We start from the raw sequence: 12,407 nt of genomic DNA, 5'->3' as shown, positions 1-12,407 counted from the left end.
TGTGACCGGCCCTCTGCTTTTGCGGTATGGCCCCGTTCGGCTCGCTCCCGTGCGGCTCGGCGGAACTTGAGCGCGAGGGTGCCGCCGAGCGGAACGGACCTCAGTGGGTCAGCGGCGGGCGCGGCTCCCGCTCGTCCTGCCGCGGGTGCCGGTCGTCCCGGACGACCTCGCCCTGGACCACCTTGCCGTCCGGCTGGTGCATCCGGGCCTGCTGGAAGGCGTCGCCCAGGCTGCCGGGCCGGGCGGCGCGCATCCGCTTCTCCAGCGAGCGCTCCGCGTACCTGCCGAGCGCCTTGCGCACCGGCGGCACCAGGCAGAGCAGGCCCAGCACGTCCGAGAGCAGCCCCGGGACCATCAGGAGCAGACCGCCGAGCATCGTGAAGGTGTTGCCCTCACTGCCGGGCTGCGGCCCGGCGACCGGGCCCGCCGCCCCGTACTGCTGCTGCTGAAGCGTTTCCGTGAGGTTCCGGAAGGCCCGGCGCCCGGCCCGCTTGATCACATATCCGCCGAGCACCGCGCCGCCGACCAGCAGGGCCAGCACGGTCACTCCCCCGGCGGCGCTCGCCACCGTGATCAGCAGCCAGATCTCCGCGAGGAGCCAGGCGGCGATCCCCAGCGGGACGAGGGTGCGCGCACGGGAGCGCTTGGGCGGGGCGGAGGGCGGGGTGCCGGTCGTCATGCTCCCAGTGTGCCTGGGAGCATGACAGGACGGCATAAGAGCCTGTCTTTGAACCCCCGTCTGCGCCCCGACGCCCGGCACGCACCCTCGCCGCACGGTGGCCCAGGACAGGTGGCTCCGCCACATGACCTGCACCACCGCACGCCGAGCGCACGCACCGACCGCCGCTGCGCCCGCCCTGCGGGCGAACGACGGGGGTTCAAAGACAGGCTCTAAGGGATCCGATCCGTCCGTCAGCGGACGGCGAACACGCGGGCGCCCGGTCAGGACGGCTTGCGGCCCAGGAGCTTGTTGGCGCGTGAGCCGACGCCCCAGGCGGTGACCCGCCACAGCGCCTCGACGATGATGTCGTTGCTCATCTTGGAGTCGCCGCGCTCCCGCTCGACGAAGGTGATGGGCACCTCCACCACGTGGTAGCCGGCGGCCACGGCGCGGCGGGCCAGGTCGACCTGGAAGCAGTAGCCCTGCGAGGCCACCTCGTCCAGGCCGAGGCCTTCGAGGGTCTCGCGGCGGAAGGCCCGGAAGCCGCCGGTGACGTCGCGGATGTCCACGCCGAGCAGCAGCCGGGAGTACGTGGAGCCGCCACGGGAGATGAACTCGCGGCTCTTGGGCCAGTTCACCACCCGGCCGCCCGGCACCCAGCGCGAGCCGAGGACCAGGTCGGCGCCCTTGAGCGCGGTGAGCAGCCGGGGCAGCTCCTCGGGCTGGTGGGAGCCGTCGGCGTCCATCTCGACCAGGACGCCGTAGCCCTCGTCCACGCCCCAGCGGAAGCCCGCGAGATAGGCGGCGCCGAGGCCCTCCTTGCCCTTGCGGTGCAGGACGTGGACGTGGTCGTCCTCGGCGGCCAGCTCGTCGGCGAGCTTGCCGGTGCCGTCGGGGCTGTTGTCGTCGGCGATCAGGACGTGGGCCTCGGGGACCGACTCCCTGACGCGGGAGACGATCGGCTTGATGTTCTCCGCCTCGTTGTAGGTCGGGATGATCACCAAGGCTCTGCCGAGCGGGCCGTATCGCCTCTGACCGCCGTCGTTCACTGCTGCCCCTTATTGTCCGTACGCAGGGCACCACCATAGCGAGCGGTCGGGGCACTGCCGCACCGCGAGGTCCCGGGGTGTCGGAATGGGGGCCCGGCGCCCTTCGGGCCGGCCTGGGACCCGCTGGCTGCGGGCTGCCTGGAGCCGTTGTCTACTGAACGTCCGGGCCCCATCCGGGTCGCACCCTGCCCCGAGCTCCCGTGGAGCAGGGGGGACCCCCGGGGCGGCAGAAACCTTCTGTCGGCCGGACGTCCTGCGGTGGACCCGGCAGAACCTACCGGGCCCCGGCCGCTCTCTGTCAACAGTCGTTTGACCTGCGGCGTCGGCCGAAACCAGCAGGTCAGCGAGGAAGATCCGCAGGTGGCGGCGGCGCCGCGGGGGCAGCCTGACGGGCGTACGGAACGCCCTTACGTCACTCGTTCGGCCGGACGAAGACCGTTTGTCCGAACACCACCGTGCGCAGACAGACCGGCAGCGTGGCCCCCGGGCTGAGGTCCGGCAGTCCGGGCGTGCCCGAGCGGGGGTCGGTCGACCAGCGGGCCACCCGGTCGTCCGGCGCCTGCACCACGAGCTCGTCGGTGCGCCACACCGCGTAGTCCGCGGGCGCGCCCGGCACCAGGGTGCCCGCGTCGTCCCGGCCGATGGCCCGCCAGCCGCCCCGGGTGTGGGCGGTGAAGGCGGCCCGGGCCGAGACCCGGTGCTCGGGGGTGCGGTGGAAGGCGGCGGCGCGGACGGTGCCCCAGGGGTCGAGCGGGGTGACCGGGGAGTCGGAGCCGAAGGCGAGCGGCACCCCGGCGCGCAGCAGGGCCGCGTACGGGTTCAGGGTGCGGGCCCGCTCGGCGCCCAGCCGCTGGGCGTACATGCCGTCCTCGCCGCCCCACAGCGCGTCGAAGGCGGGCTGCACGGAGGCGGTGAGGCCGAGCTCGGCGAAGGCGGCGACGGTCTCAGGGGTGAGCATCTCGGCGTGCTCGACGCGGTGGCGGGCGGCGCGGATCCGGGCCAGGCCCACCTTGGCGGCGGCGGCCCGCACCCCGTCGACGACCGCGCTGACGGCGGCGTCCCCGATGGCGTGGAACCCGGCCTGGAGCCCGGCCTCGGTGCAGGCGGCCACATGGGCGGCGACGTCGGCCGCGTCCAGGTGGGCGGTGCCGGTGTGCGGGGCGTCGGCGTACGGCTCGTGCAGACAGGCGGTGTGCGAGCCGAGGGCGCCGTCGACGAAGAGGTCGCCGGCCGCGCCGAGCGCGCCGAGTTCGCGGATGCGATCGGCGTCCTTGGGGCCGGTGACCTTCTCGGCCCAGTAGCCGAAGACGCGCGGCCCGGCCTCCTGGCGGGCCAGCTCGAGGAGCGAGGTGAAGTCGTCCTCGTCGGAGATCTCGGGGCCGCCGCACTCGTGCAGGGTGCCGATGCCGAGGGAGGCCGCCCGGCGCAGCGCGGCCCGCTGGGCCTCCTCGCGCTGGTGCGGGGTGATCGCCGCGTGGGCGGCGGCGCGCACCGCGTGGTGGGCGGCGCCGGTGAGCGGGGCGTCCGGGTGGTAGCCGTCGAGGCCGGTCACGCCCGGGACCCGGGCCAGGAGCGCGGTGGTGGCGACGGCCGAGTGGACGTCGATGCGGGGCAGGTAGAGCGGGCGCCCGCCGGTGGCCTCGTCGAGCTCGGCACGGCTCGGCGGGGTCCGCTCGGGCCAGCGCGCCGCGTCCCAGCCGTGGCCGAGGAGCACGTCGTCGCCGGGGCGGGAGGCGGCGTACTCCCGTACCGCCGCCAGGGCCTCGGCGCGGGTGCGCGCCGACGACAGGTCGAGGCCGGTGAGCGCCAGACCGGTGGCCGTGGTGTGCACATGCGCATCGGTGAACGCCGGGGTGACCAGGGCCCCTTCGAGGTCGATCACCTCGTCCACGCCGGAGGCGAAGGCGTCGGCGGCGCCCTCGGAGCCGACCCAGGCGACATGGCCGCGCTCGACGACCATCGCCGTGGCGAAGGGGTCGGCGGGGCTGTGCACCTCCCCGCCGCGCAGCAGCACGGTGCGGTGGTCGGGCTCGGCGGCGGGCAGCGGGGCGACGGTTCGGGCCGGAAGGGCGGCGGCGCTCTCGGAACTCATGGGAACAGCCTAGATACGCGGCGGCCGTGCCTCGTACGGGGTGGAGAGGACGACGGTCGTCCGGGTGGAGACGCCGGCCAGCGAGCGGATGCGGGTCAGCAGGTGCTCCAGCTCCAGCGGAGTGGCCACGCGCACCTTGAGGATGTAGTTCTCGTCGCCCGCGACGCTGTGGCACGCCTCTATCTCCGGCACGTCGGCCAGCCGTTCGGCGATGTCGTCGGGGGCGCTCGGGTCGAAGGGCTTGACCGAGATGAACGCGGTCAGCGGCAGCCCCACCGCCTCGGGGTCCACGACGGCGACATAGCCGCGGATGACTCCGCGCTGCTCCAGCCGGCGTACCCGCTGGTGCACCGCCGAGGTGGACAGGCCCGTGGCCTTGCCCAGGTCGGTGTAGCTCATCCGCCCGTCCTTGACGAGCAGATCGACGATCTGACGGTCCAGCTCCTCCATGCGGATCAACCTATTCCCCCAGGTCCCCTCCGGCACAGTCGGCGGCAACCGGAAGGGGCACCTGCGGCGGGCATGTGACGAATGCCACAGGTTTGTGACGTCCTCCCGGGGGCCCGCGCGGTTACGGGCGCGACATGGCGGGAATTGCTTGCTGTGGTCGCGGCGACGGCGCCTTGCCGGCCCACCCGAGGGGGAGAATCCCAATGCAGAACATGAAGCGCGGCGGACGTGTGCCGAATGAACGCAACGACGAGCGCACCGATCCGGAGCCCGTCGATCACACGGTCGAGGACGAGTTCTCCGACGACGAGCCGGCGGACGCCTACGACACCTTCGAGATGTACCGGGTGATCTGCCCGGACTGCGCCCAGCCGATCGCGCTGCTCGCGGACGAGACGGCGCTGCCGGAGCACGCGCTGTGCCCGAGCCCCTGGAACCCGTTCGTCCTGACCGTGTGCGCCGGGACCGGCCGCCCGGCGTCCCAGAGCAGGCCCGCCGACACCTCCAAGGACGTCCAGGAGCAGGACACCGCGCTGCTCCTGACGCTCCCCCAGGGCCTCGACTGGCGCACCCAGCCCTTCTCGCACGTCGGCGGCCCGGGTTCGCGCCCGCTGCGGGTGCCGCAGATGCGCCGCGCCGCCTAGCAGGTCACCCGGCTCCAGTACGTTCCCCGCACCATCGCCTCCAGGCTGGCCCGGTGCAGGATCAGCGTGTCCGGGTCCTCGGGGGCCCGGGCCTCGCCGAAGTGCAGCTGCCGGTAGGCGATCCTGAGCATCACGACCGCGTGCCGCAGTGCGGCGTAGAGCGTGTGGAACTCCATCGCGCGGGGCGTGTGGCCGGTCAACTCGGCGTAGCGCGCCTCGATGTGGTCCCGCGTCAGGAAGCCGGGCAGGCCCACTTGGCCGAAACTCACCGTCAGGTCCTGGAAGAAGCGGTGCAGATAGACGGTCCAGCCGAGGTCGAGTTCGCGCGGGCCGAGCGCCGCCATCTCCCAGTCGAGCACGGCCGCGGGCTCGAACCCGTCGTAGACGATGTTGCCGATGCGCGCGTCGCCCCAGCAGAGCACCGAGGGGCCCTCGTCGGCGGGCCAGTGCGCGTCGAGCCAGTCGAACGCGGACTCGATGAGCGGGGAGCGCGGCAGGCCGTCCACCACCCAGGCGTAGTAGGCCCGTTGGGCCTCCACATGGCGGCGCAGCGGTGAGCCCATGCCCTGCGGCAGCAGGAACGCGGCCTCGTCGGCCGGGAAGCGGTCGTGCAGCCGGGCGAGCACCGCGACGGTGGCGTCCTCCAGGCGCGCCCGCTCGGCGTCGCTCGCGGAGTGCAGCCAGTTCCCCTCGTACGTGTAGGGCATGACGTCGGGCGGTACGCGCCCCTCGGCGCGCTCCATCACGAAGAACGGGGCGCCGAGCGCGGTGGGGTCCTCCTCCAGCCACAGCACCCGGGGCACGGGGACGTCGGTGTGCTCGGCGACCAGCCGCATCACCCGGTGCTGGCGGGCCATGTCGTAGACGGGGAAGACGGTGTACGCGGCGGGGTCGGCGGCGAGCCGCAGCGCGCAGGCGCGTACCGGCGCGTCCGGGTGGTCGAGGCCGAAGAGCAGGGTCTCGCTGGACATGCCGTTGGACGCGGGCACCTCGACGCCGGTGACGCGGGCGCCGGGCAGCCGTGCGTCGAGCCAGCCGGTGAGCCTGCGGCCGAGCTCCTGGGGGTCGCGCGTGGTGGTGCGGGGGCGTGGTGCCGTGGCCATGGGCGGGTCCCTTCTCGAAGACGGCTCTCAGGGCGCGACGGAGGTGTACGTGGTGAAGCCGCTGGGGTCGTGGCGGCCGAAGCTGCCGTGCTCGAAGATCCCGTAGCCGGTCCGCCCGTCGAGGGTGAAGCGGGCGGCGTGGTCGGTGACGCCGTAGGCGGCCATCGGGTGGGCGGCCGGATCGGAGAGGTCGTAGACCCGGCGGTCGCTCCAGCCGCGCCCCTGCCAGGTGCCGTGCTGCCAGTCGTCGGCCGGCGGATATCCGGCGCCGACCGCCAGCGGCGAGGAGGCGAGCACCTCGACGCCGAGCTCCAGCGGCTTGCGGGTGGCGTCGGTGAGGTGGATCACCGCGCGCTCGGGGTGGCGGGTGCCGGAGCGGTAGGCGATGTCGGCCTGGGGCCAGCCGAGTTGGGTGTCCGGGTGCCCCTCGCGGACCAGGACGGCCTCGTTGAGGGTGCGGTAGCCGTCGGCGTCCTCCTGGGCGATCACCATCAGGAAGCGGTCGTCGAAGCGGACCGGCACCCAGAGCCAGTGGAACCCCTCGGGCCGCTGCTCGTCCGCGCGCCCGTCGCTCTCGCCGGGGATGGGGCGCACGCCCCAGCTGCGGTCCCGGGTGCCGGTCCACTCCCCCGGTGCGAGCGCGATCTCCTCGCCTTCGACGCGCAGGGCGCCGGTGCAGTGGCCGGCCTGGACGAAGCGGCGCCCTTCGAGGGTGAGGCGGTCGCCCCGGCGCTGTACGTGGTGCGGCTCCCAGAGGGCGGGGAAGCCGGCCTGCCAGGTGATCTCGTACGAGAGCGAGTCCGGGTCGGCCGGGTCGGCGGCGCAGTGCAGGGTGAGGCGGCGCAGCGGCTCGTCGACGGTGATGCGCAGCGGGCCCACCGAGAGGTTCATCCGGTCGTCGGTGAGCGCGTCGCTGGCGCGCACGGCGTGCAGCCGGTCGCCGAGGCGCAGGGTGGCGTAGGCGTCGATGACGCCGGTGTTGGGGTAGACACCCAGCCCGGCGATCAGCAGCGCCCGGCCGCGGTGGTCGAAGACGTGGAAGATACAGCGGTCATAGGCGTTGCGGTCGCCGGTGGCGACGTGTTTGAGGGAGAGCGGGACCTGGTGGATCGGGTATTCGTCGAGCGCGATCGGACGGTCCTGGGACACGGCGAACCTCCTGGACGACAGGGAAGTTGACGGTACGTCAGATGCCGTGAAAAACAAGCCCCCAGGAGCCGGGGTGCGCGGATCCGCGCACCCCGGTCCGGTCGAAGCGTCAGCGGGTCTCGGGGCCCGCGAGGTGGCGGGCGACGACCATGCGCTGGATCTGGTTGGTGCCCTCGACGATCTGGAGCACCTTGGCCTCGCGCATCAGGCGCTCGACCGGGAAGTCGGCGGTGTAGCCGTAGCCGCCGAGCACCTGGACCGCGTCGGTGGTGACCTTCATGGCCGCGTCCGTGCAGAACAGCTTCGCCATCGCGGCCTCCTTGGAGAAGGGCCGGCCAGCGTCGCGCAGCCGCGCGGCCGACAGGTACAGCGCCCGGCCCGCCTCGATCTGGGTGGCCATGTCGGCCAGCATGAACCGCAGGCCCTGGAAGTCGGCGATCGGCCGGCCGAACTGCCGGCGCCCGGTCGCGTACGCCACCGCCTCGTCCAGGGCGGCCTGGGCGACGCCGATCGCGCAGGCGGCGATCCCCAGCCGGCCGGAGTCCAGCGCGGAGAGCGCGATCGCGAAGCCCTGGCCCTCCTCGCCGATACGGCTGCTGTCCGGTACCCGTACGCCGTCGAAGTGCAGCTGGGCGGTGGGCGAGCCCTTCATGCCCATTTTCTTCTCGGGGGCGGCCGCGCTCAGGCCCTCGGCGTCGCCGGGGACCAGGAACGCGGTGATGCCCCGGGAGCCCTCGGCGCCGGTGCGGGCGAGGACGGTGTAGAAGTCGGCGACCCCGCCGTGGGTGATCCAGGCCTTGGTGCCGGTGATGACCCAGTCGTCGCCGTCTCTCACGGCCTTGGTGCGCAGGGAGGCCGCGTCGGAGCCCGCGGCGGGCTCGGAGAGGCAGTAGGCGCCGAGCAGACCGCCGCCGAGCATGGCGGGCAGATGGTCGGCCTGCTGCTGCTTGGTGCCGTACCCCGCCAGCGCGTGGCAGGCGAGCGAGTGGACGCTGACGCCGAGGCCGACGGTCAGACGGGCGGCGGCGAGCTCTTCGAGGACCTGGAGGTACACCTCGTACGGCTGGTCCCCGCCGCCGAACTCGGAGTCGTACGGCAGACCGAGCAGCCCTGACTCGGACAGCAGCGAGAAGACCTCACGCGGAAAGCGTCCGGCGTCCTCCTGCTCGGCGGCATGCGGAGCGATCTCCCGCTGGACGATGTCGCGCACCAGCGCGACGAGGTCCCGGGACTCCTCGGTGGGCAGCTGTCGTTCCACCGGCTGCGGGGCGCGGTCGGGCATGGCGGCGCTCTCCTCCCTGTCGGGCGCGTCGGCGGTCGCGCGCGCAGGGTGTGGCGGCGCCGCCGGGTGACTCTGCCGGACAGCCGATGCCTACCCTTCCGGGTCACGGAAGTCGCAGGTTGGTGGCTGTGGCGCTGTGAGTATGCCCGATCGGACGCGTCGAGTCACTGGTTCCAAGATCACGGATTGCTGCTGGGACGGTTACGGAATGAACTGCTCCGAACATGGTCCGAACCATTGACGGAACTGGTCTAGTCCTCCTACGGTTCGGTTGAACGATTCACCGCGTTCATGTCAAGCACCCGTGAACGGCTCCCCTCCCCCACGAGGAGATCACGATGCTCGGACCACTCCGTCCACGCGCCCGGTCCAGGTCGCTGACGGCGCTCACGGCCGCCGCGTGTACCGCCGCACTCGGCGCCACCCTGCTCGCCGGGACCGGCAGCGCCACCGCCTCGCCCGAACCCGCCGCAGGGGCCCCGTCGGCGGCCGGCTCCAAGGTCGTCGGGTACTTCACCGACTGGGGCGTCTACCAGCGCAACTACCACGTCAAGAACATCGAGACCTCGGGCTCGGCCGCCAAGCTCACCCACATCAACTACGCCTTCGGCAACGTCACCGGCGGCAAGTGCGCCATCGGGGACGCCTACGCCGACTACCAGAAGACCTATGACGCCGCCTCCAGCGTCGACGGCACCGCCGACAAGTGGGACCAGCCGGTGGCGGGCAGCTTCAACCAGCTGCGCGAGCTGAAGAAGAAGCACCCCGGGCTCAAGGTCCTGTGGTCGTTCGGCGGCTGGACCTGGTCGGGCGGCTTCGGCGAGGCGGCGAAGAACCCGGCCGCCTTCGCCGGCTCCTGCTACAACCTGGTCGAGGACCCGCGCTGGGCCGACGTCTTCGACGGCATCGACATCGACTGGGAGTACCCCAACGCCTGCGGGCTCTCCTGCGACACCAGCGGGCGGGCGGCCTTCAAGAACGTGATGGCGGCGCTGCGGGCGAAGTTCGGCTCCTCGAACCTGGTCACCGCCGCGATCACCGCCGACGCCTCGGCGGGCGGCAAGATCGAGAAGGCCGACTACGCGGGCGCGGCCCAGTACGTCGACTGGTACAACCCGATGACGTACGACTTCTTCGGCGCCTGGGCGGCGCAGGGCCCCACGGCCCCGCACTCCCCGCTCACCTCCTACAGCGGCATCCCCACCCAGGGCTTCCACACGGACGCGGCGATCCAGAAGCTGAAGGGCCTCGGCATCCCCGCGAGCAAGCTGCTGCTCGGCATCGGCTTCTACGGGCGCGGCTGGACCGGCGTGACCCAGAAGGCGCCGGGCGGCACGGCCACCGGCCCCGCGTCCGGCACCTATGAGCAGGGCATCGACGACTACAAGGTGCTCAAGACCAAGTGCCCGGCCAACGGCACGGTCGCGGGCACGGCGTACGCGTACTGCGGGAACAACTGGTGGAGCTATGACACCCCCTCCACCATCGCCGGGAAGATGGCCTACAAGAACGACCAGGGTCTCGGCGGCACCTTCTTCTGGGAGCTCAGCGGCGACACCGCGGGCGGTGAGCTGATCAAGTCCATCAGGTAGCCCGCGAGGGGGCGGGTCAGGGGCGGCCGGCCGTGTGGCCCGGCCGCCCCTTCGCCGTCCGTGGCCCTAGGGCGACGGACAGCCCGGCTCGAACTCGCCGATGGTGTCCATGGTCCGGCGCAGCATCCGCACCAGCAGATCGCGTACGGTCGCGCGCTCGGGCTGCCGCGTCGCCAGCCACTCCAGGGTCACGCTCTCCACACAGCCCATCCAGCCGAGCAGCGCGAGCCGGGCGAGCACCGGGATCTCGCGTCTGCCGTAGGCGCCCTCCGCGATGGTGGCGATCAGCTCCTCGCGGACGGCGTCGCGTATCGCCTGGACCTGGGTGTCGAAGCCGACGCCGCCGGTCACGATCGTGCGGTAGGCCGCCTGGTGGTGCTCCGCGTACAGCAGATAGCCCTCCATCGTGCGGTGCACGCGGTCGGCGTGCGGCAGCTCGGTGTCGCTCGCGGCCCGCGCGACCAGATCGGCCACCGAGTCCTCGACGATGGCCAGGTAGTAGCCGCGTTTGCTCTTGAAGTAGTAGTAGATGAGGCCCTTGGCGACCCCGGCGTGCTTGGCGATGTCGTCCATCGACAAGGCGTCGTACGACGTGTCGGCGAACAACTTCCGGCCCGTCGCGATGAGTTCGGATCGACGGACCTGCGATCGCTCGGTCGCGCCTCGCTGTTGACTATTATTCAAATTCGGCCCTAGTCTCCAACTGCCACTAGATCTCCGCAGTATGGCAGACCTGCACACGCGCTCACGCTGCTGTGTGGGGGTGCCGGGCCGGCGCTGGAAGGGCCGGCCCGGGGGTCACAGCAGTCCGGTCTGGGTGACCAGCATCGCCAGGACGATCACCAGGGTCCACCCCAGGACGTGCTCCAGGATCTTGGGCCCGTCGTCCGGGCCGCCGGTGCGGGCGCGGAGCTCGGCCAGGGCGCGCGGGTCGTCCGCGGTGGTGGCGTGCAGGGTCATGGCAACTCACTCGGTCGTCTGGCGGTGGACGGTCCCCCCGGGTGCCCTTTCAGAGTGCCAGGGGATCCGGCCCCTGAGGGGGAGACGTTGGTCACGGGCGAGCTTGGTCACTCCCTGCGGGCCGCCCCTCAGACCCGCACGCCCACCGAGGCCAGCGCCCTGCGACGGCGCCCGTCGAGGTGCGTGGGCCAGTACAGATAGCAGACCCCGCCGCTGCCGGAGACGACCTTGCCACTGGCGTTGTAGCGCTTGGTGCGCAGCCAGATGTTCTCCCACTCGCGGCGCAGATAGACGCGGCGCACCTCGGGGTCGCTCGGCGAGGCCGGGTCGTTGGCGATCACGTCGCCGTCGGCCGTGAAGCCGATCACGGTCATCAGATGGCCGGAGGTGCCGTATCCGGCGCCGGTCAGCTCGGTCTTCAAGAAGGACTGGGACGTGATGGCCGGGATGCCCGCCCGGATCAGCGTCTCCAGGTCGTTGAGGGAGCGCAGCCGGGTCACCACCGCGCCCATGTCCCGGTAGGTGGTGGCGTAGGCGGCGTTGAAGGGCCAGTTGCCGCAGCCGCCGTACTGGTAGTCGTAGGTGTAACGGGCCGCGTGGCAGACCTGGGGGTCGGCGTAGGCCGGGTCCACCCAGGCGAGGTCGGCGGCGCTCGGCCCGCGCCCCCAGTACTCGACGATCATCTGCGAGGAGGTGGGGCTGCACCAGGCCTCGCCGCCGTTGTCGTACTGCGGGTACTGCCCCTTGTGGATCTCCTGCGAGTAGCGCGGGACCAGCAGCTCGCGCGCGTACGAGGGGGTCGAGGCGGGCACCGTGAAGCGGTCCGGGATGTCGGAGGCCATCGCGCCGAGCCGCCAGACCGTGGGGGTGAGGCGGGTGCCCGGGGTGCGGTAGAGGGTCAGCCGCAGCCGGTAGGAGGTCAGCCGCAGCCCGCTCGCCGCGTCGTCGATGGAGAAGGTGTCCGTGTAGATGGTGCTCCGGCCGTCGCTCTGGCCGTCGAGCGAGGTGCGCCGGATGTCGGCGTCGCCGTCGCCCGCCGTCCAGCGGCCCATGACGTACGCGGGCGTCGCCGTGGCGTCGGAGTAGGCGCCCAGGAGCTCTACCTGGAGCCAGGTCCCGGCGGGGGTGTGCGCGTTCCAGTGGGCGATCACCTCGGTGGCCGGGACGGGCGAGCGGTGCTCCGGCGAGGTCCAGGTGGCGTACTCCCAGCTCGTCGTCTTGTGGGTGTGCGGGTCGGTGTAGTCGACGCTTCCCAGCGGGTGGGCGATGACCAGGCCGGGGCGGCGGCCCGGGACGGCCCGGACCCCGGCGGCGTCACCCGAGCGCCAGTCGGCGTGCGTGGTCCAGGCGCGGTTGTCCACCAGGGAGGGGACGCCCTTCGACGGCCGGCCGGCGGCGGACCGCGCGCGCGGGGCGGCCGCGGCG

12 protein-coding genes are annotated in these 12,407 nt (G+C 72.6%); 2 read left to right on the top strand and 10 right to left on the bottom strand.

Going from position 1 to position 12,407, the window contains the following annotated elements; translation table 11 throughout:
- Positions 1 to 100: 100 nt before the first annotated feature.
- The 4 genes from fxsA to ABD236_RS28880 form a co-directional block, all read right to left on the bottom strand.
- Positions 101 to 679, bottom strand: coding sequence for an FxsA family membrane protein (gene fxsA, locus ABD236_RS28895; protein WP_344078619.1), 579 nt, complete (start codon positions 677 to 679; stop codon positions 101 to 103).
- A gap of 263 nt (positions 680 to 942) precedes the next feature.
- Entirely contained in the window at positions 943 to 1,710 is a 768-nt protein-coding gene (locus ABD236_RS28890; protein ID WP_344078617.1) for a polyprenol monophosphomannose synthase, read from the bottom strand.
- A gap of 412 nt (positions 1,711 to 2,122) precedes the next feature.
- Positions 2,123 to 3,802 (bottom strand): amidohydrolase, encoded by a 1,680-nt coding sequence (locus tag ABD236_RS28885; protein ID WP_344078615.1) that lies wholly within the window; start codon positions 3,800 to 3,802, stop codon positions 2,123 to 2,125.
- 9 nt (positions 3,803 to 3,811) lie between these two features.
- A complete protein-coding gene (locus ABD236_RS28880) occupies positions 3,812 to 4,252 on the bottom strand; it encodes an Lrp/AsnC family transcriptional regulator (RefSeq protein WP_067155585.1) in 441 nt (146 codons plus the stop codon).
- A gap of 203 nt (positions 4,253 to 4,455) precedes the next feature.
- On the opposite strand from ABD236_RS28880, the gene ABD236_RS28875 reads away from it, so the two are divergent.
- Positions 4,456 to 4,896, top strand: coding sequence for a hypothetical protein (locus ABD236_RS28875; RefSeq protein ID WP_344078612.1), 441 nt, complete (start codon positions 4,456 to 4,458; stop codon positions 4,894 to 4,896).
- Here the strand turns inward: ABD236_RS28875 and ABD236_RS28870 are convergent.
- The 3 genes from ABD236_RS28870 to ABD236_RS28860 form a co-directional block, all read right to left on the bottom strand.
- Complete coding sequence (locus tag ABD236_RS28870) at positions 4,893 to 5,999, bottom strand: phosphotransferase family protein (protein ID WP_344078610.1); 1,107 nt, start codon at positions 5,997 to 5,999, stop codon at positions 4,893 to 4,895. The genes ABD236_RS28875 and ABD236_RS28870 overlap by 4 nt on opposite strands.
- Positions 6,000 to 6,026: 27 nt before the next feature.
- Positions 6,027 to 7,148, bottom strand: coding sequence for an Rv3169 family protein (locus ABD236_RS28865; RefSeq protein ID WP_344078608.1), 1,122 nt, complete (start codon positions 7,146 to 7,148; stop codon positions 6,027 to 6,029).
- 109 nt (positions 7,149 to 7,257) lie between these two features.
- A complete protein-coding gene (locus ABD236_RS28860) occupies positions 7,258 to 8,430 on the bottom strand; it encodes an acyl-CoA dehydrogenase family protein (RefSeq protein WP_344078606.1) in 1,173 nt (390 codons plus the stop codon).
- A 338-nt stretch (positions 8,431 to 8,768) separates the two neighbouring features.
- Here ABD236_RS28860 and ABD236_RS28855 point away from each other — a divergent pair, with 338 nt between their 5' ends.
- Positions 8,769 to 10,022, top strand: coding sequence for a glycoside hydrolase family 18 protein (locus tag ABD236_RS28855; protein WP_344078604.1), 1,254 nt, complete (start codon positions 8,769 to 8,771; stop codon positions 10,020 to 10,022).
- A gap of 66 nt (positions 10,023 to 10,088) precedes the next feature.
- Here the strand turns inward: ABD236_RS28855 and ABD236_RS28850 are convergent, their stop codons facing one another.
- The 3 genes from ABD236_RS28850 to ABD236_RS28840 form a co-directional block, all read right to left on the bottom strand.
- Positions 10,089 to 10,706 carry a TetR/AcrR family transcriptional regulator gene (locus ABD236_RS28850; protein ID WP_344078602.1) on the bottom strand — a complete coding sequence of 206 codons (618 nt, stop codon included), beginning with the start codon at positions 10,704 to 10,706 and terminating at the stop codon, positions 10,089 to 10,091.
- 114 nt (positions 10,707 to 10,820) lie between these two features.
- Positions 10,821 to 10,982, bottom strand: a complete 162-nt coding sequence (locus tag ABD236_RS28845) for an SCO1431 family membrane protein (RefSeq protein ID WP_344078600.1) — start codon at positions 10,980 to 10,982, stop codon at positions 10,821 to 10,823.
- 128 nt (positions 10,983 to 11,110) lie between these two features.
- On the bottom strand, positions 11,111 to 12,407 hold a 1,297-nt coding region (locus ABD236_RS28840; RefSeq protein WP_344078598.1), incomplete at its 5' end, for a peptidase C39 family protein.

Source organism: Streptomyces crystallinus, from assembly GCF_039521265.1.
GTDB classification, from domain to species: domain Bacteria; phylum Actinomycetota; class Actinomycetes; order Streptomycetales; family Streptomycetaceae; genus Streptomyces; species Streptomyces crystallinus.
Note: the sequence above shows the minus strand (reverse complement) of the source record. Positions and strands in the feature narration are given on the sequence as shown.

Excerpts from the sequence above, each read along its gene's own strand:
- fxsA (WP_344078619.1), bottom strand. The coding sequence starts at position 679 with ATGACGACCGGCACCCCGCCCTCCGCCCCGCCCAAGCGCTCCCGTGCG.
- ABD236_RS28885 (WP_344078615.1), bottom strand. The coding sequence starts at position 3,802 with ATGAGTTCCGAGAGCGCCGCCGCCCTTCCGGCCCGAACCGTCGCCCCG.
- ABD236_RS28880 (WP_067155585.1), bottom strand. The coding sequence starts at position 4,252 with ATGGAGGAGCTGGACCGTCAGATCGTCGATCTGCTCGTCAAGGACGGG.
- ABD236_RS28875 (WP_344078612.1), top strand. The coding sequence starts at position 4,456 with ATGCAGAACATGAAGCGCGGCGGACGTGTGCCGAATGAACGCAACGAC.
- ABD236_RS28870 (WP_344078610.1), bottom strand. The coding sequence starts at position 5,999 with ATGGCCACGGCACCACGCCCCCGCACCACCACGCGCGACCCCCAGGAG.
- ABD236_RS28860 (WP_344078606.1), bottom strand. The coding sequence starts at position 8,430 with ATGCCCGACCGCGCCCCGCAGCCGGTGGAACGACAGCTGCCCACCGAG.
- ABD236_RS28855 (WP_344078604.1), top strand. The coding sequence starts at position 8,769 with ATGCTCGGACCACTCCGTCCACGCGCCCGGTCCAGGTCGCTGACGGCG.
- ABD236_RS28845 (WP_344078600.1), bottom strand. The coding sequence starts at position 10,982 with ATGACCCTGCACGCCACCACCGCGGACGACCCGCGCGCCCTGGCCGAG.